The sequence below is a fragment of the Citrobacter sp. MNAZ 1397 genome, from assembly GCF_023613995.1.
GTDB classification, from domain to species: Bacteria; Pseudomonadota; Gammaproteobacteria; order Enterobacterales; family Enterobacteriaceae; genus Phytobacter; species Phytobacter ursingii.
On the sequence record NZ_JAKIVH010000015.1, the window covers coordinates 81,438 to 102,813 of the forward strand.

General features: G+C 53.3%; 21 protein-coding genes. 3 read left to right on the top strand and 18 right to left on the bottom strand.

The window, feature by feature from the left end:
- Positions 1-57 precede the first annotated feature (57 nt).
- The 13 genes from rpoS to cysG form a co-directional block, all read right to left on the bottom strand.
- Entirely contained in the window at positions 58-1,050 is a 993-nt protein-coding gene (gene rpoS / locus L2097_RS25490) for an RNA polymerase sigma factor RpoS (protein WP_039077679.1), read from the bottom strand.
- Between the two features lie 125 nt (positions 1,051-1,175).
- Positions 1,176-2,228: a murein hydrolase activator NlpD gene (gene nlpD / locus L2097_RS25495; RefSeq protein WP_229222741.1), complete on the bottom strand. Its 1,053-nt coding sequence runs from the start codon at positions 2,226-2,228 to the stop codon at positions 1,176-1,178.
- A 175-nt stretch (positions 2,229-2,403) separates the two neighbouring features.
- A complete protein-coding gene (locus tag L2097_RS25500) occupies positions 2,404-3,030 on the bottom strand; it encodes a protein-L-isoaspartate(D-aspartate) O-methyltransferase (RefSeq protein ID WP_047369083.1) in 627 nt (208 codons plus the stop codon).
- Positions 3,024-3,785: a 5'/3'-nucleotidase SurE gene (surE, locus tag L2097_RS25505; protein WP_250353925.1), complete on the bottom strand. Its 762-nt coding sequence runs from the start codon at positions 3,783-3,785 to the stop codon at positions 3,024-3,026. The genes L2097_RS25500 and surE overlap by 7 nt, the downstream gene beginning before the upstream one ends.
- Positions 3,766-4,815, bottom strand: a complete 1,050-nt coding sequence (truD, locus tag L2097_RS25510) for a tRNA pseudouridine(13) synthase TruD (protein WP_250353926.1) — start codon at positions 4,813-4,815, stop codon at positions 3,766-3,768. The genes surE and truD overlap by 20 nt, the downstream gene beginning before the upstream one ends.
- Entirely contained in the window at positions 4,812-5,291 is a 480-nt protein-coding gene (gene ispF / locus L2097_RS25515; RefSeq protein WP_039077684.1) for a 2-C-methyl-D-erythritol 2,4-cyclodiphosphate synthase, read from the bottom strand. The genes truD and ispF overlap by 4 nt, the downstream gene beginning before the upstream one ends.
- Entirely contained in the window at positions 5,291-6,001 is a 711-nt protein-coding gene (gene ispD, locus L2097_RS25520) for a 2-C-methyl-D-erythritol 4-phosphate cytidylyltransferase (RefSeq protein ID WP_250353927.1), read from the bottom strand. The genes ispF and ispD overlap by 1 nt, the downstream gene beginning before the upstream one ends.
- Positions 6,002-6,020: 19 nt before the next feature.
- Complete coding sequence (ftsB, locus tag L2097_RS25525) at positions 6,021-6,341, bottom strand: cell division protein FtsB (RefSeq protein ID WP_047369078.1); 321 nt, start codon at positions 6,339-6,341, stop codon at positions 6,021-6,023.
- Between the two features lie 173 nt (positions 6,342-6,514).
- The gene (locus tag L2097_RS25530; protein ID WP_047373181.1) at positions 6,515-6,838 is read right to left on the bottom strand and encodes a DUF3561 family protein; all 324 of its coding nucleotides are present in this window, start codon (positions 6,836-6,838) and stop codon (positions 6,515-6,517) included.
- A 70-nt stretch (positions 6,839-6,908) separates the two neighbouring features.
- Complete coding sequence (cysC, locus tag L2097_RS25535) at positions 6,909-7,514, bottom strand: adenylyl-sulfate kinase (protein ID WP_142517687.1); 606 nt, start codon at positions 7,512-7,514, stop codon at positions 6,909-6,911.
- On the bottom strand, positions 7,514-8,941 hold the full coding sequence (gene cysN / locus L2097_RS25540; RefSeq protein ID WP_250353928.1) for a sulfate adenylyltransferase subunit CysN: 1,428 nt from the start codon (positions 8,939-8,941) through the stop codon (positions 7,514-7,516). Before cysN ends, cysC begins: the two co-directional genes overlap by 1 nt.
- Positions 8,942-8,950: 9 nt before the next feature.
- On the bottom strand, positions 8,951-9,859 hold the full coding sequence (cysD, locus tag L2097_RS25545) for a sulfate adenylyltransferase subunit CysD (RefSeq protein ID WP_047369075.1): 909 nt from the start codon (positions 9,857-9,859) through the stop codon (positions 8,951-8,953).
- Positions 9,860-9,868: 9 nt separating this feature from the next.
- Positions 9,869-11,284: a siroheme synthase CysG gene (gene cysG / locus L2097_RS25550; protein WP_250353929.1), complete on the bottom strand. Its 1,416-nt coding sequence runs from the start codon at positions 11,282-11,284 to the stop codon at positions 9,869-9,871.
- Positions 11,285-11,519: 235 nt separating this feature from the next.
- On the opposite strand from cysG, the gene L2097_RS25555 reads away from it, so the two are divergent.
- Together L2097_RS25555 and L2097_RS25560 are read left to right on the top strand one after the other, a co-directional pair.
- Positions 11,520-12,563 (top strand): aminopeptidase, encoded by a 1,044-nt coding sequence (locus L2097_RS25555; RefSeq protein WP_047369073.1) that lies wholly within the window; start codon positions 11,520-11,522, stop codon positions 12,561-12,563.
- A gap of 328 nt (positions 12,564-12,891) precedes the next feature.
- Positions 12,892-14,049 (top strand): fimbrial protein, encoded by a 1,158-nt coding sequence (locus L2097_RS25560; protein WP_250353930.1) that lies wholly within the window; start codon positions 12,892-12,894, stop codon positions 14,047-14,049.
- A gap of 73 nt (positions 14,050-14,122) precedes the next feature.
- Here L2097_RS25560 and L2097_RS25565 read toward each other — a convergent pair whose 3' ends face one another.
- The 4 genes from L2097_RS25565 to cysJ form a co-directional block, all read right to left on the bottom strand.
- Entirely contained in the window at positions 14,123-14,401 is a 279-nt protein-coding gene (locus L2097_RS25565; protein WP_250353931.1) for a DUF5339 domain-containing protein, read from the bottom strand.
- A gap of 476 nt (positions 14,402-14,877) precedes the next feature.
- Positions 14,878-15,612, bottom strand: a complete 735-nt coding sequence (gene cysH, locus L2097_RS25570; RefSeq protein WP_250353932.1) for a phosphoadenosine phosphosulfate reductase — start codon at positions 15,610-15,612, stop codon at positions 14,878-14,880.
- Between the two features lie 70 nt (positions 15,613-15,682).
- On the bottom strand, positions 15,683-17,395 hold the full coding sequence (gene cysI / locus L2097_RS25575; RefSeq protein WP_039077695.1) for an assimilatory sulfite reductase (NADPH) hemoprotein subunit: 1,713 nt from the start codon (positions 17,393-17,395) through the stop codon (positions 15,683-15,685).
- The gene (gene cysJ, locus L2097_RS25580) at positions 17,395-19,203 is read right to left on the bottom strand and encodes an NADPH-dependent assimilatory sulfite reductase flavoprotein subunit (RefSeq protein WP_250353933.1); all 1,809 of its coding nucleotides are present in this window, start codon (positions 19,201-19,203) and stop codon (positions 17,395-17,397) included. The genes cysI and cysJ overlap by 1 nt, the downstream gene beginning before the upstream one ends.
- Positions 19,204-19,647: 444 nt before the next feature.
- On the opposite strand from cysJ, the gene queD reads away from it, so the two are divergent.
- Complete coding sequence (gene queD, locus L2097_RS25585; protein WP_085007002.1) at positions 19,648-20,010, top strand: 6-carboxytetrahydropterin synthase QueD; 363 nt, start codon at positions 19,648-19,650, stop codon at positions 20,008-20,010.
- A gap of 534 nt (positions 20,011-20,544) precedes the next feature.
- Here the strand turns inward: queD and queE are convergent.
- A complete protein-coding gene (queE, locus tag L2097_RS25590; protein WP_039077698.1) occupies positions 20,545-21,216 on the bottom strand; it encodes a 7-carboxy-7-deazaguanine synthase QueE in 672 nt (223 codons plus the stop codon).
- Between the last annotated feature and the right edge of the window lie 160 nt (positions 21,217-21,376).

The window sequence follows — 21,376 nt, forward strand, 5'->3', positions numbered from 1 at the left end:
CCGGAAAGCGCGCAAAGAAAAAGGCCGGTCATTTAACCGGCCTTTTGATGTTCATACTTATTCGCGGAAGAGTGCTTCGATATTCAGCCCTTGCGCCTGCAGAATTTCACGCAGACGGCGCAGACCTTCAACCTGAATCTGACGGACGCGCTCGCGTGTCAGACCGATTTCACGACCCACATCTTCAAGCGTTGCTGCTTCATATCCCAGCAGACCGAAACGACGTGCCAGCACTTCACGCTGTTTGGCGTTCAGTTCGAACAGCCATTTGACGATGCTCTGTTTCATGTCGTCATCTTGCGTGGTGTCTTCCGGACCGTTTTCTTTTTCATCGGCCAGGATATCCAGCAGCGCTTTCTCAGAATCACCGCCCAGCGGTGTGTCCACCGAGGTGATACGCTCGTTGAGGCGCAACATGCGACTCACATCATCGACCGGTTTATCGAGTTGCTCGGCAATCTCTTCCGCACTCGGTTCGTGGTCCAGTTTATGGGACAACTCACGCGCGGTACGCAGATAAACGTTCAGCTCTTTAACAATATGGATTGGCAGACGAATAGTACGGGTTTGATTCATAATCGCCCGTTCAATAGTCTGACGAATCCACCAGGTCGCATAAGTGGAGAAGCGGAAACCACGTTCCGGGTCGAATTTCTCAACCGCACGGATCAGGCCCAGATTCCCCTCTTCAATCAGGTCCAGCAATGCCAGGCCACGATTGCTATAACGACGGGCAATTTTCACTACCAGACGCAGGTTACTTTCGATCATGCGACGGCGCGATGCAACGTCACCACGCAATGCGCGACGTGCAAAATAAACTTCTTCTTCGGCCGTTAGCAGCGGGGAATAACCAATTTCCCCAAGATAAAGCTGAGTCGCATCCAGCACACGCTGGGTTGCGCCCTGCGATAACAATTCCTCTTCGGCCAGGTCGTTATCACTGGGTTCCTCTTCAACTAAGGCTTTTTCATCAAAAGCCTCTACTCCGTTCTCATCAAATTCCGCATCTTCATTTAAATCATGAACTTTCAGCGTATTCTGACTCATAAGGTGGCTCCTACCCGTGATCCCTGGACAAAGCACCTGAATAGCACTTCATTACTGACCATTGCAGCGGCATCTGCGCGCGCTGCAACGACAACAATGAGGAACGGTTCAACCACTTTGCCGATTTATCGCTGCGGCAAATAACGCAGCGGGTTTACGGATTTCCCCTTGTAACGAATTTCAAAATGCAAGCGTGTAGAACTGGTTCCGGAGCTACCCATGGTAGCGATTTTTTGCCCCGCCTTAACTTCTTGTTGTTCCCGGACCAGCATCGTATCGTTATGGGCGTAGGCACTCAGGTAATCATCATTATGTTTGATGATAATAAGATTACCGTAACCGCGCAGCGCGTTACCGGCATAGACGACGCGCCCATCTGCGGTCGCGACGATTGCCTGTCCTTTGCTACCAGCGATATCGACACCTTTGTTGCCACCTTCGGTAGCAGAGAAGTTGTCGATAACTTTGCCATCTGTCGGCCAGCGCCATGAAGCGATTGGCGTACTGGTTGACGTGCTGCTGATGGTCGGTTCGGTAGTGCTAACTGTTGGAGCCGTAACAGGCGCTGTGACAGGGGTCGCAGGCTTGTTGTTCGGCAACATTTTGTTAGCACTTTGTTCACCTGAATCCTCAGAATACGTAATTGTTGGTTTTGAAGCAACAGCTACGGTGGAATTTTGTGCAGGTTTTGAGACAATTCCTTGTGCACTCGCATCTGCCTGCGTTATCGCGTTTCCGCCCGTTATTGGCGCACCTGATGCATTACCCACCTGCAAGGTTTGACCTACCGTCAGGCCGTACGGTGCAGCGACATGGTTACGCTGGGCCAGATCGCGGAAATCGTTCCCGGTTATCCACGCAATATAAAATAAGGTATCACCACGTTTGACGGTATAGGTACTTCCACCGGTATAGCTTCCTTTCGGAATGTTCCCATACTGACGGTTATAGATGATCTTGCCATTCACAGTCTGAACAGGCTGTTCCGGCACTGACTGAACAGGCGTGGGCTGTGTTACCGGGCGCTGAACGGGTTGTATTTGCGGCTGTGATGCGGTGCCGATTTTTGGCGGCGGAGTGATTAACATTCCGGAATTGCTGCTGGAGCTGGTATTGCCACCCACCGAACTGACCGGAGCGGGTGCGTTGCTGGAGCTTGTACAGCCTGCCAGCCAGATAGAAACCAGTGATAGTGCCGCAACACGGCTTACGGTGAATTTAGGGCTTCCCGTGCTCATTTATCCCCCAGGAATGTGTTAGCTACCAATGACTTAAAATTAACCGTGAACGGTTTCGGCAAGTTTGCCCACCATACGCTGATGCGGCATGAAAACATCAGGAAAAATCTGTTTATCAGGCCAGCTCGCCTTTAACCAACGGCACAAAGCGCACGGCCTCCACGGTATCGATGATAAATTCGCCTCCCCGCCGGCGAACACGTTTCAGAAATTGCTGCTCGTCGCCCACAGGTAAAACGAGAATCCCACCTTCATCCAGTTGCGACATTAATGCCGCCGGAATTTCTGGCGGTGCGGCTGTGACAATAATGGCATCAAATGGACCGCGCGCCTGCCAACCCTGCCAGCCATCGCCATGTCGAGTTGAAACATTATGTAAATCAAGTTGTTTAAGGCGGCGTCGTGCGTGCCATTGCAGACTTTTAATGCGTTCAACCGTACAAACGTGATGGACCAGATGCGCCAGTATCGCAGTCTGATAACCAGACCCCGTGCCGATTTCCAGCACCCGTGATTGCGGCGTCAGCTCGAGTAAAGCTGTCATCCGCGCCACCATATAAGGCTGAGAGATTGTCTGGCCCTGGCCGATAGGCAGCGCCACATTATCCCAGGCCTTGTGTTCAAACGCTTCATCGATAAATTTCTCGCGCGGCACCAGAGAGATGGCTTCCAGCACATGCTCATCGGTAATGCCCTGCGCGCGTAATTGATCAAGCAGTGTTTGTACGCGTCTGCTCACCATCGTTTACTCACTCCGGCGCGTTCCAGCCAGCCCGAAACAACATCATGCGCGCTATGCGCGGTTAAATCCACGTGTAGCGGGGTGACAGAAACAAAACCCTCATCGATAGCGGCAAAATCGGTATCCGGCCCGGCGTCGCATTTCTCGCCCGGCGGGCCAATCCAGTAAAGCGTGTTGCCTCGTGGATCCTGCTGCGGAATGACCTGATCCGCTGGATGACGACTGCCACAGCGGGTAACACGAATACCTTTGATTTCACTGAGCGGCAAGTCCGGGACGTTAATATTCAGAATACGCCCGGTACGTAACGGCTCGCGCGACAGCGCGCGCAGAATGGAGCAGGTGACAGCGGCGGCTGTCTCGTAATACGTCTGGCCGTTTAACGACACCGCCAGAGCCGGAAAGCCCAGATGGCGTCCTTCCATCGCTGCCGCGACAGTACCAGAATAGATAACGTCATCTCCGAGGTTCGGCCCGGCATTTATGCCGGAGACGACAACGTCCGGGCGCGGGCGCATCAGCGCGTTGACGCCCAGATAGACGCAATCGGTCGGGGTGCCCATTTGCACCGCGATATCGCCGTTGTCGAAGGTGAAGGTTCTGAGGGAGGATTCCAGCGTTAAAGAGTTCGATGCGCCGCTACGGTTACGATCGGGAGCCACGACCTGTACGTCGGCAAACTCCCGCAGGGCCTTTGCCAGCGTTTGAATCCCTGGCGCATGAATCCCGTCATCGTTACTCAGCAATATTCGCATAATCACCCGATGTATTGATAATTTCCCTTACCACACTGGTGGCGAAGCTACCTGCCGGCAGCCAGAAGCGTAACTCAACGGTCACGTCATCCCACCAGTTCCAGCTTAATTGTTGCGGAAAGAGCAGCATAGCGCGGCGCGATGCTTCTACTTTTTCGCGCACCAGCAAAGCCTGCAGATCCGGTGCATTGGCAACGGCCGCCTGCTCAAAGGACAGCGCCTGGCCCTGCGTTCCCCACTCGCCGCTTCCCGGCATTGACGCGGTAATCATCAACGCCCTGGCATCAACGCGCGACTGCAGTTCGGCACGCTCTTCTTCGGTCGCGACAAACCAGCTTCCGCGCCCCGATAATTGTAGCGCATCGCCGTCAACAACTTGATTAAAGTCTGTTTTTTTCAGGCGCTCGCTAACAATTTGATTAAACAACGCACTGCGCGCTGCCGACAACCAAAAACTGCGCTTATTACGATCGCGCACCGGAGCATCGCTTTGCGCCCAGCGTAGCGCACCCTGTAAGTTACTGCCGCCGATACCGAAACGCTGTGCGCCGAAATAATTCGGTACGCCACCTTCGCTGATGGCTTGCAAGCGAGACTCCACATCGTCACGGTGGCTGATTTCGCGCAGTACAAGCGTAAAGCTATTGCCCTTAAGCGCGCCCAGACGCAGTTTGCGCTTATGACGAGCATATTCAAGCACTTTGCAGCCTTCCAGTTGAAACGCGCTCAGGTCTGGCATCTCTTTGCCAGGCACGCGAGCGCACAACCACTGCTCCGTCACGGCATGTTTATCTTTCTGTCCGGCAAAGCTCACTTCGCGGGCGTGTATTTTAAGAAATTTTGCCAGCGCGTCCGCAACGAAGCGGGTATTGCAGCCGTTTTTCAGAATACGCACCAGAATATGTTCGCCTTCACCGTCCGGCTCGAAACCCAAATCCTCGATGACAACGAAATCTTCCGGATTGGCTTTCAACAAACCACTTCCCGCAGGCTTACCGTGCAAATAGGTCAGTTGTTCGAACTCTGTCATTTCGCGGCCTTAAGCAGGAGCGCTACCGCCTCACAGGCAATGCCTTCTCCGCGACCGGTAAAACCGAGTTTCTCGGTGGTGGTCGCTTTTACGTTCACGTCATCCATATGGCAGCCCAAATCCTCGGCGATAAATACGCGCATCTGCGGGATATGCGGCAGCATTTTCGGCGCCTGCGCGATGATGGTGACGTCCACGTTGCCAATCACATAGCCTTTGGCCTGGATACGACGCCATGCCTCACGCAGCAGCGCACGGCTGTCTGCCCCTTTGAACGACGGGTCGGTGTCCGGGAACAATTTGCCAATATCTCCCAACGCCGCGGCGCCTAACAGGGCGTCGGTCAGCGCATGTAACGCGACATCGCCATCGGAGTGCGCCAGCAGGCCTTTCTCCCAGGGAATGCGGACGCCACCGATAATAATGGGGCCATCGCCGCCAAATGCGTGTACGTCAAAACCGTGTCCAATGCGCATTATGCCTTCTCCTGGTGTTCAGAGTGGGTGAGATAAAATTCTGCAAGTTTCAGATCTTCGGGACGCGTCACCTTAATATTATCCGCGCGTCCGGCGACCAGTTCCGGGTGGAATCCGCAATATTCGAGTGCCGAGGCCTCATCGGTGATCGTCGCACCGTCGTTGAGCGCGCGCGTCAGGCAGTCGTGCAGAAGTTCCAGGGGGAAAAATTGCGGCGTGAGCGCATGCCATAAATCGTTACGCTCCACGGTATGCGCAATAGCCGTTTTACCCGGCTCTGCACGCTTCATGGTATCGCGAACCGGCGCAGCAAGAATACCGCCGACCCGGCTGGTTTCGCGAAGCGCAAGCAGGCGGTTTAAATCATCCTGATGCAGGCAAGGACGTGCGGCGTCGTGCACCAGCACCCACTGCGCCCCTTGCGCAGCTTTCAGCCCCGCCAGTACGGAATCTGCGCGTTCTGCGCCACCAGCCACAACGGTAATGGCAGGATGTTGCGCCAGCGGCAAGCGGGCAAATCGCTCGTCACCGGGGCTGACAGCGATAATAACGCGCCCCACGTGCGGATTGGCCAGTAAGGCTGCCACCGCGTGTTCGAGGATCGTTTTATCGCCAATGGAAAGATATTGCTTGGGACATTCCGTTTGCATGCGGCGGCCAAATCCGGCGGCCGGCACCACCGCACAAACGTCCGGAATAATTACAGACATGTCGTAAACCCGGGATTGTTTATCGATTATTTTGTGTGTTCTGTACTGACCCCTGGTTGCGTTTGGACGCGTCCGGCACCAGACGATAAAAGGTTTCGCCCGGTTTGGTCATCGTTAATTCGTTGCGAGCGCGTTCCTCAATCGCTTCCTGGCCACCATTGAGATCGTCAATTTCAGCAAAGAGTTGATCGTTGCGCGCTTTTAATTTGGCGTTTGTCGCCTGCTGTGCGGCCACATCTTCGCTGACACGGCTATAGTCGTGAAGACCATTTTTGCCAAACCACAGCGAATACTGTAGCCAGACCAGCAAAGCCAGCAATAGCAGCGTTAGTTTACCCATCCTGCCCCCTGAAAAACGGCATCATCATCCCATAACTTTTTCTCAGACTCCACACCGGGGCCGGGTGATAACGAGTCACCGCGACAGAATGTAACATATTTGCGCACCTTTCCGTAGGGTTGTGCCCGGACACATTGTCTTAATGTGAGTTACGGTTTGAAGTATGGACGGCTTTAGCCCATCAACCACATAAACAACGCACCGAACATGGCCACAACGGTGAGCGCAGTGAGGACGATGCTGTAGAGCAATTTGCCATTGACGATAGAATGCAGGGCAATACCCACCACAACCGAGACGGGCATCAGCGCAAGGAAGAAAGGCCAGGTGTAGAGGAAGAAGAACAGCGTGTTAGGACCGTAAATCAGAAAAGGGATAGCCAGCGCCAACAGCCACGCGACAAAGCCCACTGCGGCCCCAGGAAGGGACCAGGTGGTGTCGTCGCTGGTCGTGATGGTATCCGACCTTGAGATGGTGATGTTCTGACTATTACGCATATCTGATCCCATTAACTGACGGCCGACGAAACAGGATACGCCCCACATTCTGCGTATCCCCGGCACTGTCTCAGGATCTGATCATATCGTCCCGTCTCATGAGGTCTAATAATTGGCCCACCAAATTTGTTACCAATTGTTCACCTTCGAGGTGAACTTCGGGTTTCTCAGGCGCTTCATAAACGGCATCAATGCCGGTGAAGTTGCGTAACTCCCCCGCGCGGGCTTTTTTATACAGCCCTTTCGGGTCGCGTGCTTCGCAAATCGCCAGCGGCGTATCCACGAAAACCTCAATAAAGCGCCCTTCCCCCACACGTTCACGCACCATCTGCCGCTCAGCACGATGCGGGGAGATAAACGCAGTCAGCACCACAAGCCCGGCATCCGCCATCAGGCTGGCCACTTCCCCAACCCGACGAATATTCTCTTTGCGGTCTTCATCGCTAAACCCCAAATCACTACACAAGCCGTGACGCACATTGTCACCATCAAGCAGGTAAGTACTGACCCCCTGCTGATGTAATGCCTCTTCCAGCGCGCCCGCTACCGTCGATTTACCGGAACCGGACAGTCCGGTAAACCACAACACAACCCCACGGTGCCCGTGAAGTTGTTCACGCTGCGCTACGGTAACCGGATGAGGATGCCAGACGACGTTCTCATCATGTGCGGCCATTATTTACCTCCCAGCAAATCACGCGCGCCCCAGTGAGGGAAATGCTTACGGATAAGCTGATTCAGCTCAAGCTCAAAGGCGCTGAACTGCGATGGTACAGAAGTCTCCTGTTGATGCACTTCGCGCACCATACCGGCGCCTACCGTCACGTTGCTCAGGCGGTCGATAAAGATAACACCGCCGGTCACCGGGTTTTGCTGATAGGCATCCAGGGTCAGCGGCTCATCAAAGGTCAAATCGACCAGCCCGATACCGTTTAATGGCAGCGTATCCACCTGACGCTGGTTGAGATTGTTGATATCCACCTGGTACTGAATGGCATCAACGCGGGCACGCGTTTTTTTACCTGCCACTTTGATGTCATAGCTCTGCCCTGCCGTCAGGGGTTGCTCAGCCATCCACACCACGTCAAGAGAGGCGCTCTGCACCGCAGGTACGCTCTCCTGCGCATCCAGAATGAGATCGCCACGGCTGATGTCGATTTCGTCTTTAAGCACCAGGGTAATCGCTTCACCCGCATGCGCGTCCTGGAGGTCGCCATCAAAGGTCACAATACGCGCGACGGTGGATTCCACGCCGGATGGCAGAGCTTTGATGCGCTGGCCCACTTTCACGCTGCCTGAGGCCAGCGTACCGGAAAAACCGCGGAAATCGAGGTTCGGGCGGTTAACGTACTGCACCGGGAAACGCATCGGTTGGGTATCCACAACGCGCTGAATTTCTACGGTTTCGAGGACTTCCAGCAGCGTCGGGCCGCTGTACCACGGAATGTTGGCGCTCTGGCTGGCGACGTTGTCGCCTTCTAACGCGGACAGCGGCACAAAGCGAATGTCCAGATTGCCGGGTAGCTGTTCTGCGAAGGTCAGGTACTCCTGACGAATGTTCTCAAAGGTCTCTTCGCTAAAGCCGACCAGGTCCATTTTATTGACCGCCACCACCAGGTGTTTAATGCCCAGCAGCGTAGAGATAAAGCTGTGACGACGCGTCTGATCCAGCACGCCTTTACGGGCGTCAATCAACAGGATCGCGAGATCACAGGTTGACGCACCGGTGGCCATATTACGGGTGTACTGTTCGTGCCCTGGGGTGTCGGCAATGATAAATTTGCGCTTCTCGGTTGAGAAGTAACGGTACGCCACGTCGATGGTGATGCCCTGCTCACGTTCTGCCTGCAGGCCGTCGACCAACAGGGCCAGGTCGAGTTTTTCACCCTGGGTGCCGTGACGTTTGCTGTCATTGTGCAGCGTAGAGAGCTGATCTTCATAAATCTGGCGCGTGTCGTGCAGCAGGCGGCCGATCAGGGTGCTTTTCCCGTCATCGACGCTGCCGCAGGTCAGAAAACGCAGCAGACTTTTGTGCTGCTGTGCGTGCAGGTACGCTTCGACGCCGCCTTCGTTGGCAATTTGTTGGGCAATAGTAGTATTCATGGCGGCTCCTTAGAAATATCCCTGACGTTTTTTCAGCTCCATGGAGCCTGCCTGGTCGCGGTCAATCACGCGGCCCTGACGTTCACTGGTGGTAGAAACCAGCATCTCTTCGATAATTTCCGGCAGCGTTTGCGCTTCTGACTCTACAGCGCCGGTCAACGGCCAGCAGCCAAGAGTACGGAAGCGCACCATCCGCTGTTCGATCACTTCGCCAGGTTGCAGGTCGATACGATCGTCATCGATCATCATAAGCATGCCGTCGCGCTCCAGCACCGGGCGTTCAGCGGCCAGGTACAGCGGAACAATCTCGATATTTTCCAGGTAGATATATTGCCAGATATCCAGCTCGGTCCAGTTAGAGAGCGGGAACACGCGGATGCTCTCGCCTTTGTTAATCTGGCCGTTGTAGTTATGCCACAGCTCCGGACGCTGGTTTTTCGGATCCCAGCGGTGGAAGCGATCGCGGAACGAGTAAATACGCTCTTTGGCGCGGGATTTTTCTTCGTCACGGCGCGCACCACCGAAGGCTGCATCAAAGCCGTATTTGTTCAGCGCTTGCTTAAGCCCTTCGGTTTTCATGATATCGGTATGCTTGGCGCTGCCGTGAACGAAGGGGTTAATGCCCATTGCCACCCCTTCCGGGTTTTTATGCACCAGCAGCTCACAGCCATACGCCTTCGCCGTGCGGTCACGGAACTCATACATCTCACGGAATTTCCAGCCGGTATCCACGTGCAGCAGCGGGAAAGGCAGCGTGCCAGGATAGAAGGCTTTACGCGCCAGGTGCAGCATCACGCTGGAGTCTTTGCCGATGGAGTACATCATCACCGGATTAGCGAATTCGGCAGCCACCTCGCGAATGATATGGATGCTTTCCGCTTCCAGTTGTCGCAGGTGAGTGAGTCGTTTTTGATCCATAACCGTTCCTTAAGCCAGATTCACCACAGAGGCGCCAAACGCCTCTGAGTCTGTTGCATGTTGAAACCAGGCGAGTTCGCGATGCAGTTGAACTACCTCGCCCACCACCAGCAGGGCGGGCATCGGCGCATCTTTCGCCAGTTCCTCAAGTTGTTGTAATGTGCCGGTTCTGACCTGTTGATCAGCCCGTGTGCCGCGCGAAATCACCGCGACCGGTGTATTTGCCTCACGCCCCTGAGCGATAAGTTGTTCGCCGATCTCTGCCGCTTTCATCGTACCCATATAGATAGCCAGCGTCTGGCGACTTTGGGCCAGTTGCCTCCAGTCAAACGGCGCGCTGTCGGCTTTGTAATGTCCGGTAACAAAGGTGGCACTTTGTGCGTAGTCACGATGAGTCAACGGTATGCCCGCGTAAGCCGTCGCGCCGGAGGCCGCCGTAACGCCCGGTACCACCTGAAAAGGAATGCCCGCTTCGGCAGCCGCCTGTAACTCTTCACCGCCGCGACCAAAAATAAACGGGTCGCCGCCTTTTAAACGCACCACGGTTTTGCCCGCCTGCGCCGCCTCAACCAGCAAGCGGTTGGTATCATGCTGCGCAACAAGGTGTGAACCTGCGCGTTTCCCGACGCTGATCAGTTCCGCATCACGGCGTACCAGCTCCAGCACACCGTCGGTCACCAGATGATCGTAAAACACCACATCAGCCTGCTGTATAACCTGCAAACCACGCAGTGTTAACAGCCCTGCATCGCCCGGGCCGGCGCCAACCAGGATAATTTCGCCGGTGCTGCTACCCGGTTTTGCCAGTTCATCGGCCAGCACCTGTTCCGCCGCCTGCTCTTTGCCCGCCGCCATCAGACTGGCAAAACGACCACGAAAGGCGCTCTCCCAGAAACGACGACGTTCATCGGTGGTTTTTCGAAATGCTTTAATGCGCGTGCGCCAGCGTCCGGCCACCTCGGCCATACGGCCTAAGTTTGCGGGCAACAATGCTTCAATCTTTTCACGCAGTAATCGCGCCAGTACCGGTGCATTCCCACCGGAAGAGATAGCCACCAGTAGCGGCGAGCGGTCGACAATCGACGGGAAGATAAATGAGCACAGCGGCTGGTCATCAACCACGTTCACAAGACGATGGCGGGCATTTGCGGCGTCAAAAACGCGACGGTTGACTGTCGCGTCATCCGTTGCCGCAATCACCAGAAAGACATTATCGAGTTGCGCTTCCTCGAACACATCAGCCAGCAGATAAATTTTTTGCTCATCCACCAGTTGTTGTAGTGAGGGTTCGAGATGTTTTGTCACCACCATTACGCGTGCCCCTGCGCGACGTAAAAAGGCAATCTTACGGGCAGCAACGTCGCCACCACCGACAACCAGCACGGGACGGTCTTTGACGTCAGCAAATAAAGGCAGGTAATCCACAGGGCAACAACTCATTAGCAACCAGTAATAGTGGGACTATAGGGGGGAGCTTAGAGCGAATGAAATTACGAATTGGAATGAGTAGTTCCGCAAAGGAATAACGCGCTAAAAAAACAAATGCCAAAAAGTGCTTAACTCCCCTCTTTTTGCAGAGTTAAGAACAAATGAAATTGTGTAAAACGGATCACAGTTTCATACTAAGCGCGTTAAAATTTTTGTCGTAAAAGGACTCTCTATGCTTTCCGCATTGCGCCACCGTACCGCTGCCCTGGCGCTCGGCGTATGCTTCATTTTTTCTGCTCAGGCACGAGCACCTCATACCGGCGAATTTGCAAGCAACCAGGCGCGTCATATCGCCACCTATTTTCCCGGCCGAATGACCGGCACCCCTGCCGAAATGCTCGCAGCGGATTACCTTCGCCAGCAGTTTTCGCAGATGGGTTACCAGAGTGACATCCGCAAATTCAACAGCCGCTACAGCTGGACGACCCATGATAATCAGCAAAACTGGCAGAACGTCACGGGCAGTACGGTAATAGCCGCCCATGAAGGCACGCATCCGCAGCAAATCATTATTATGGCTCATCTGGACACCTACGCGCCGCGTAGCGATGCTGATACCAATCATAATCTGGGTGGCCTGACATTACAGGGCATCGATGATAATGCCGCAGGTGTGGGCGTGATGCTGGAACTGGCTGAACAACTCAAATCGGTGCCAACGGAGTACACCATTCGCTTTATGGCGACCAGCGGCGAAGAAGAAGGAAGCCTGGGTGCTGAGAACGTGCTTAGCCGCATGTCTGAAAGAGAGAAAAAACATACCCTGCTGGTGATCAATCTCGACAACCTTATCGTTGGCGATAACCTCTATTTTAATAGCGGCAAGAAGACCCCTGCCTCAGTGCGGAAACTGACGCGCGATCGGGCGCTGGCGATTGCCCGTAACCTGGGTATTAAAGCGACCACTAATCCGGGCCTGAATCCCGCCTTTCCGCAGGGAACAAGCTGCTGCAATGATGCCTGCGTATTCGATAAAGCCGGTATACCGGTTTTGTCCGTCGAGGCGACAAACTGGTCGTTGGGGAAAAAGGATGGCTATCAGCAGCGTGCTAAATCGAAAGCGTTCCCGGACGGCGTGAGCTGGCACGATATCAAGCTGGATAACATTCAGCATATCGATCAGGCCCTGCCCGGCCGTATTGACCGCCGCAGCCGTGATGTAGTGCGCATTATGCTGCCGCTGGTAAAAGAACTGGCAAAGGCGGAGAAAAAATAGGATCAGAAAAAAGACTGACTCGTATGACCGGGTAAGTCTTTTTTCAGTATTACGTCATTAACCCACGTCCTGTGACATTTTATTGATTTATTATCGGTTTGTTTCTTTTTATATTTACGTTAATTAAGTTGAAATAACCCATTGATAACTATAAATTGATCCTTAAAAACAATAGTTAGCACCGATCGATTTTTATTGATCTATCGAAAATAACATTTTAATCTGCTCTCAGTTTTTTACTCAAACTTATTTCACGAAATCTTAGTATTCATATGGTGAATTCATTTCCGTGCTGTGGAAATAAAATCACGTATGTAAGTGGTATGCTATGTTTAAAAAAATATTATTGATATTGACTGTAATGATATGGCCGACATTATCATTTGCTTTCACTATTAATTGCTATGGTGGCTCTGCATCCACAGTGACATTACCCCACTCGGCTTCTCTTGATAAAATAACAGTAGGTTTATCAAACGATACAACGCATTACCGAAAACTCTATACCTATAATTATTTTCATTTCGGCAAGGCAAATAGCCAGTGTCAGGTCACTGAGTCAGGTGCAGGAACGACACTCTTATGGGTCGCATTTGTGAGAACAAGCACAACACCACATATTCACGATGGCAATGTTATATTTCCCACCTCAATAAATGGTATAGGAATATCATTCAATGAAATGACTTCTGGCGGCAACAAAGCGCTAAATACCATTACAACGCCAACCGTCCTTGGATCGTGGTCTCTGACAAATACGCTGGCGCAAGCAACGCCCGAGTTTAATCTTAAAATCACCCTGTGGAAGATACCGGGTAAATTAGGGACAGGATCGCTGAATTTTTCAGATATCTATGTTGATCTCGGCCTGCAAGCAAAGGCATCAGATAGTTACGCTTCTCGCATGAATATGAGCAGTTCAGCAGCATTAGATACATGGTCGGTGATGCATGCGAAACTGTCCGGTACTCTCGATATTAATCCGGGTACCTGTGATATCGAAAATAAAACCGTGTTAATGGGCGAGCATTTTGGCGATTTTCCGTCTCGCTGGAAAGACGCCACATTTACGGTGAACTGTCCCACGTCATGGGGTTACGGAATGACAGCAACACTGAACAATAGCAATGTTATTTCAAGCCGAACCGCGAATACGCCACATATGGGTTTAGCCCTTTCTGTTCTGCCACGAGCCGGCATTGTCAGCGCTATTCCTGGCACCATTGCCCTTACCCCCGGGGGCGCAACGGGTTACGGCATCCAGCTTGTCTGGGGTGATGCCAACACGCTTACCTCATCAACAGGTATTCCTTCAGACACTGTCATTTTTGACGCACCCAATGTGGTATCGACCCAAACCTTCACGCCTGGCGTAACACCAGCACCTGTTCAGGTAAAACTGGCCGCCAGATATGTTCCTACGGGCGAAACCAAATCACCGGGGCTGGCTAATTCAGCCATTGAGATCCTGGCGAATTATAATTGAGGGTGAGGTCGCTTGTTTACTGATTATTCTCGCGAAAAGAGGCCACGGAGTGCGTGGCCTGTAACGTGTGGGGTTACTTGGGGTTCATGGCTGCTTTCAGTTGCTGCATGGCTGCCAGGCCTTGCTTACATCCTTCATCCTGCTGTTCCGCCGTGAGGGCCTCCATCTGTTTTTTACTTTCCGCATGCTGTGTTTTGAGCATATCGGCCTGTGCCTTTGTCCCCTCCTGTTTTGATGCCAGCTCAATAAAGCTATCTACCTCAGCAAAATACTGTTTACAGGTTTCCGTTTCTGCATAAGCAGAGAAGCCAGTGGTCATAAGGAGTGCCGCCAGTGTGATCTTTTTCATCATAATGTCCCTGATAACGTTGTCATATTCCATGCCATGGATAATGGCGTTGTTACGATAACAAAATCGGTTCTGCGGAACGTGTCCGGAATCGGACAGATGAAGGGGTTAAGGTGCACATTACTCACCCGGCGAACACGCCTCGATATTTCGTACTAATGTTCGGAGCCATGTTTATCCCCGCGGTGAGGGGAACACCAGGATTTTGAGCTGCCCAGGATTTCCGAGGCCGGTTTATCCCCGCTGGCGCGGGAATACTCTAAACGTCACGCGTTAAATTTGAACAGTAATTACCACACCCAACATCCTGGCAACGTTTCCGTATTTTTTAAGAACGGTAATACTTTGATTCTACTCATTAAAGAACACCACAACCGGTGCAACATCTCATTTCACCCGCGTAACCCCATACCACCGCCAATAAAAAACGCCCGGTGGTTAGCCGGGCGCTTCTTCATGTAATAACGAACAACTCACCATCAGCCTTCGTGCAGGCCGCACTCGCGCTTAAGGCCGAAGAAACGGGTGTCCTCTTCTGCCATGCCCGGCTCCCACTTACGCGTGGTGTGTGTATCGCCCACGGACAGATAGCCCTCATCCCACAGCGGATGATATTTCAGGCCGTGTTTTTGCAGATACTGGTAAACCGTACGGTTATCCCAGTCGATGATCGGCAGCACTTTGAAGACTCCGCGCTGAATATCCAGCACAGGCAGATTAGCACGGCTACTGGACTGCTCGCGACGCAGGCCCGCGAACCAGGTTTGCGCATTCAACTCTTTCAGCGCCCGGTTCATCGGCTCAACTTTGTTGATGTCATTGTATTTTTCTATACCCTCAACGCCCTGCTCCCACAGCTTGCCGTAACGCGCTTCCTGCCAGGCAGGGCTTTGCGGCGCGCGGTAAATCTGCAGATTCAGGCCGAGCTTGTCCGTTAGCTCATCAATAAACCGATAGGTTTCCGGGAACAGGTAACCCGTGTCCGTCAGGATAACCGGGATATTCGGGCGCACCTGATTCACCAGATGTAGGGTTACCGCCGCCTGGATACCAAAACTGGACGACAGCACATACTCACCTGGCAGGTTCTCCAGCGCCCAGGCCACGCGTTCTTCTGCGGTTTGCGCTTCCAGTTGAGCGTTAGCCTCCGCCAAAGCCTGCGTGCGGTCGTCTTTCGACAGAGCATTCAGGGCAGATAGATCGAGTACGGACATAATTACCTCTCGTGTGTTTTCTCCCCTCACCCCATCCCTCTCCCCAGGGAGAGGGGGAAGGCAAGGAAGCTTAATCCCAGAGATCGCGCGCCGGGTCGAGCACCGGACGGATAATGCCGGCGCGGATGGTGAAATCACCGAAACCTTCACCCGCTTCGCGCTCTTTCGCCCAGCGCCCTACCAGTTCATCCAGCGAAGCGATGATTTCTGGCTCGGTAATGTTCTCTTTGAACATCCGTGGAATACGTGTCCCGATGCGGTTACCGCCCAGATGCAGGTTGTAGCGGCCAGGTGCTTTACCCACCAGGCCCACTTCTGCCAGCATCGCGCGGCCACAGCCGTTCGGGCAGCCCGTCACGCGCGTCACAATATGCTCATCGCTCAATCCATGCTTCGCCATCACCTCTTCCACTTTATCGATAAACGACGGCAGGAAGCGCTCTGCTTCGGCCATCGCCAGCGGGCAGGTCGGGAATGATACACAGGCCATCGAGTTTTCACGCTGCGGCGTCACGGCATCCATCAGGCCGCTCTGACGCGCGATTTTTTCGATTTTCGCTTTCTGACTATCCGGCACGCCGGCGATGATCAGGTTCTGATTGGCGGTAATACGGAACTCGCCTTTATGGATCTTCGCGATCTCCAGCAGGCCCGTTTTCAACGGACGCCCCGGATAATCGAGGATTCGACCATTTTCGATAAACAGCGTCAGATGCCATTTATTGTCGATCCCTTTCACCCAGCCTATGCGATCGCCGCGCCCGGTAAATTCATACGGACGGATCGGTTCAAACTTGATACCTGCGCGACGCTCAACTTCCGCTTTGAAAGTCTCAACGCCCACACGTTCCAGCGTATATTTGGTCTTCGCGTTTTTACGGTCGGTACGGTTACCCCAGTCGCGCTGGGTTGTGACCACCGCTTCGGCAACGGCCAGCGTATGCTCAACCGGCAGATAGCCAAACTCGCTCGCCGTACGGGCATAGGTTTTCTTATTACCGTGCTCGATAGACAGACCACCGCCCACCAGCAGGTTAAAGCCCACCAGCTTGCCGTTTTCCGCGACCGCGACAAAGTTCATGTCGTTGGCGTGCAGATCGATATCGTTCTGCGGCGGGATAACGACCGTCGTTTTGAACTTACGCGGCAGATAGGTCTGACCGAGGATCGGCTCTTCGTCAGTGGTCGCCACTTTTTCCTGATCGAGCCAGATCTCTGCGTAAGCGCGAGTGCGCGGCAGCAGGTGTTCAGAAATCTTCTTCGCCCATTCGTAGGCTTCGGCGTGTAGTTCTGACTCGTACGGGTTGGAGGTACACAACACGTTACGGTTCATGTCGTTAGCGGTCGCCAGTGCGTCCAGACCAACGGAGTGCAGCATCTGGTGTACCGGTTTCACGTTCTTTTTCAGAATGCCGTGGAACTGGAACGTCTGACGGTTGGTCAGGCGGATACTGCCATAGATAGTGTTCTCAGCGGCAAATTTATCAATCGCCTGCCACTGTTTAGTGGTGATAACACCTCCCGGCAGGCGGCAGCGCAGCAGCATCGCGTGGCGTGGCTCCAGCTTCTGTGCCGCACGCTCAGCGCGAATATCACGATCATCCTGCTGGTACATGCCGTGGAAACGGATCAGCAGGAAGTTGTCGCCTTTAAAGCCGCCGGTCAGACCGTCATTCAAATCTTCCGCAATGGTTCCGCGCAGATAGTTGCTTTCCAGCTTCATGCGCTCGGCGTCTGTCAGTTTTCCTTCGACCACCAGTGGGCCTGGATGTTTTTCACTCATTAGTAGACATCTCGCTGATAACGGCGCTCTACGCGCAGCTCACTTAAATATTCGTCCGCCGCTTCGGCGTCCATCGCGCCAAACTCGGCAATCACGTCCAGTAAAGCCTGCTCAACGTCCTTCGCCATGCGATTCGCGTCGCCACAGACATAAATGTGCGCACCGTCATTAATCCAGCGCCACAGTTCCGCGCCTTGCTGACGCAGTTTGTCTTGTACGTATATTTTTTCTTTTTGGTCACGAGACCAGGCCAGATCGATACGGTTCAGCACACCCTCTTTGACATAGCGCTGCCACTCGACCTGGTAGAGGAAATCTTCCGTAAAGTGCGGATTGCCGAAGAATAGCCAGTTCTTACCTTCCGCCCCTTCTGCCGCACGCTGCTGCATGAAGGCGCGGAACGGCGCAATACCGGTACCCGGACCAATCATAATGACCGGTGTTTCCGGGTTGGCTGGCAGACGGAAGTTATCGTTATGTTCGATGAACACACGCACTTCACCCTCTTCCTCCACGCGATCGGCGAGGAAGCTCGATGCCCCACCCGCGCGCGCGCGGCCTTCAATGTCATAGCGCACCACACCGACAGTGACATGCACTTCGGTTTCCACTTCGGCCTGTGAAGAGGCGATGGAGTAGAGGCGCGGTGTCAGCGGACGCAGCAGGCCGGTCAGCGCTCCGGCATCCAGCTGTGCCGGAGAGAAACGCACCATATCCACAATCGGCGTGGTCGCGGCGTAATGCTGCAATTTGGCTTTATCGCCCACCAGCGGCAGCAGTGATTCACTGCGGGTGAGGGTGGCGTAGTTTTCTACGATATTGCCGGTATTGACCGTCAGCTCGAAATGCCATTGCAGCGCTTCGGACAGCGGCAGGGTTTTGCCGTCTACGCTGACGGGTTCATCGCCTTTGAGCCACAGTAACTCAATCAGTTCTTTTACCAGCGCAGGATCGTTCTGATACCACACGCCCAGCGCATCGCCCGGCTGATAGCGCAGGCCGGAATCGCCCAGATCGATTTCAATATGACGCACGTCTTTTTCTGAATCGCGGCCCGTGATTTTTTGATTCACTGAGAGCGTCGCGGTCAGCGGTTCTTCTTTCGTATAAGGGCTGGAGAAAACCTCATTCACCGCACCGGTTGCCGTCACTGCGGCCTGGGCCGGCGTCTCTTTCGGGACTCGTGCTTTCAGCACCTCAACCACGCGCGCGCGCCATTCAGCGGCGGCGGCCTGGAACTCAACGTCTGCGTCGACGCGATCGAGCAGGCGCTCGGCGCCCAGTTCAGCCAGTTTGCTATCGAAATCTTTGCCTGCCTGGCAGAAAAACTCATAGGACGTGTCACCAAGCCCCAGTACGGCGAAGGCAGTGCCATCAAGCTTCGGCGCTTTTTTCGAGAACAGGAACTTATGTAACGCAACGGCCTCTTCCGGCGGCTCCCCTTCCCCTTGCGTAGAAGCAACAACGATCAGCAGTTTTTCGTTAGCGATTTGTTTGAATTTATAGTCGCCCGCGCTCACCAGTTTGACGTTAAGTTTTGCCGCCAGCAGATCGTCACGCAGTGCTTCCGCAACACGACGCGCATTGCCGGTTTGCGAAGCGGAGAGAAGCGTAATGGTCGGGGCTTCGGTCGCGGCAGGTGTTGCCGTTGCAACTGCCGCACCGGGTTGCTGGTTCAGCACGCCCCAAAAATAGCCGGAAACCCAGGCAAGCTGGGTGGGTGTTAAATCGGTTGTGGCCGCCTGAAGGCGTGCCAGTTGCTCCGGGTTCAGCGGAAGCAAAGCGGAAGGTGGGACCTGAGTCGTCATGCGTCGTTATGTTCCAGTAATACTCGTCATACTTCATGCTGCAGATGCGTTGGCTGTTCTCGTTCGCCCGAATCACTTACCGGTGTAAGCTCATCGGGACTCGCTCGCTTGCCGCCTTCCTGCAACACGAATTATGTAGAGTAAAGCAAAGCTGTTTTCACGCCCTGTCAGCGCACTAAAAACAGAAGAGAAAGTAAGGTTAACGGCGGGGATAATAACAATTAAAGAAAGGTTGGAAATAATAAATAACCAAAAGAACTAACCTGTTTTACTCATAGTTTATAACAGTAAAATAGATTAATTAATTGATTGATTTTAAAGGTAAAAATATAATAACCCCGGTAAAGCGTAGCGATTAATCACTTTTGCCGATTTTAGTTAATGATAAAAAAGGTCATTTCGGCTACCATGCCGCGGTTTTTTCAGCCAGTCAGAGAGTTCAGTATGTCCACCACGTTATTTAAAGATTTCATGTTCGAAGCCGCTCACCGTTTGCCGCATGTGCCAGCCGGGCATAAATGCGGTCGCCTTCATGGCCACTCATTTATGGTGCGTCTGGAGATCACCGGCGAGGTGGATCCGCATACGGGCTGGATCATGGATTTCGCTGAGCTCAAGGCGGCATTCAAGCCGACTTACGATCGTCTGGATCACTACTATCTTAACGATATTCCGGGCCTTGAAAACCCGACCAGCGAAGTGCTGGCAAAATGGATCTGGGATCAGGTTAAACCTGTCGTGCCCCTGCTGAGCGCAGTGATGATTAAAGAGACCTGTACTGCAGGGTGTATCTACCGCGGCGAGTAATTTTCCGCTTCTGTGCCGTTAGCGCCTGCGTAAGCTTATTTCCCTTCCGTTATGGTTATTTATCCCCACTAGCGTGGGGAACACCGCTCATAGAGCAAATTCATGCGACCAAAAAACGGTTTATCCCCGCTCGCGCGGGGAACACAAACGGCACAAGCCCGAAAGCAAAGCGTAGTCCATTGCGGTTTATCCCCGCTCGCGCGGGGAACACATGTGGAATGGTGAAAATTTCGAACATGAATACGGTTTATCCCCGCTCGCGCGGGGAACACTCTAAATATAATCCATTGAATTATAGAATTATTTATTGCATCTCAAATTCTACCGATTTTTTCGGTGTGACAAGAAAAACTAACATATTGATTATTATTAAGAATAAAAACACACCCAAGGTAAAAACCGATTTCACCGGATAGCGTTGTTTCACACCTCACTTCCCCGCCCTTCCGGCGGAAAAACAAAAACGCCCGGCACGTGGGCCGGGCGCTCAGGCAATGCGCATTCTGCTGGTCAAAAACCCCCGCAGAAAACGAATCAGGCAATGTTCAGATATTTGTGCGTCTGCATCGACAACCGCCAGTTGCGGGCGATACAGGTTTCGATACACAGGCGGGTGGCATCGTCTTTCTGGCTGATAGGCTGGAGCGCAATAACGCGGTGTTTGTCATCCGTCAGTTGCGTCAGCAACTCATCAAGCGCCTCAATATCACGCGTACGCCCAACCGGGTGTTTGATTTCATCAGCCCGTTCCAGCGCCTGCTGGAGGATGTCATAGCCCCCGCGCATATTTACCTTCGGCGACACGGTCACCCATGTCGCATGAGACGTACGCACTTCATGAGTGCCGCTGGTCTCAATCTGACAACTGAACCCCTGTTTTTCCAGAAGATGGGTCAACGGAATCAAATCATGGATACAGGGTTCGCCGCCGGTGATCACCACATGGCGCGCAGTCCATCCCTGACGCTCAATAATCGCCAGCAGATCTTCACTGCTCGCCGCCCCCCATTTATCGCTCTCTTTGGTCTTGGCCAGAATGCTGTAGAGGGAGACTTCCCGATCTTCAAGCTTATCCCAGGTGTGTTTGGTGTCGCACCAGGCGCAACCAACCGGGCATCCCTGTAAACGAATAAAAATGGCAGGAACGCCGGTAAAATAGCCCTCGCCTTGCAAGGTCTGGAACATCTCATTAATCGGGTACTGCATAATCAACTCTGCCTGGGAATAAACATTAATTATTACAGATTTCGCTCTTCAGGGCGAGTTACGGTACGAGTAAATGTTGCGAGAATGTCACCGAAATAAAGCAAAAAAATGGATAATGCATAGCAGGCTTAGCATCAATTTATTTGTAATAAATTATTTC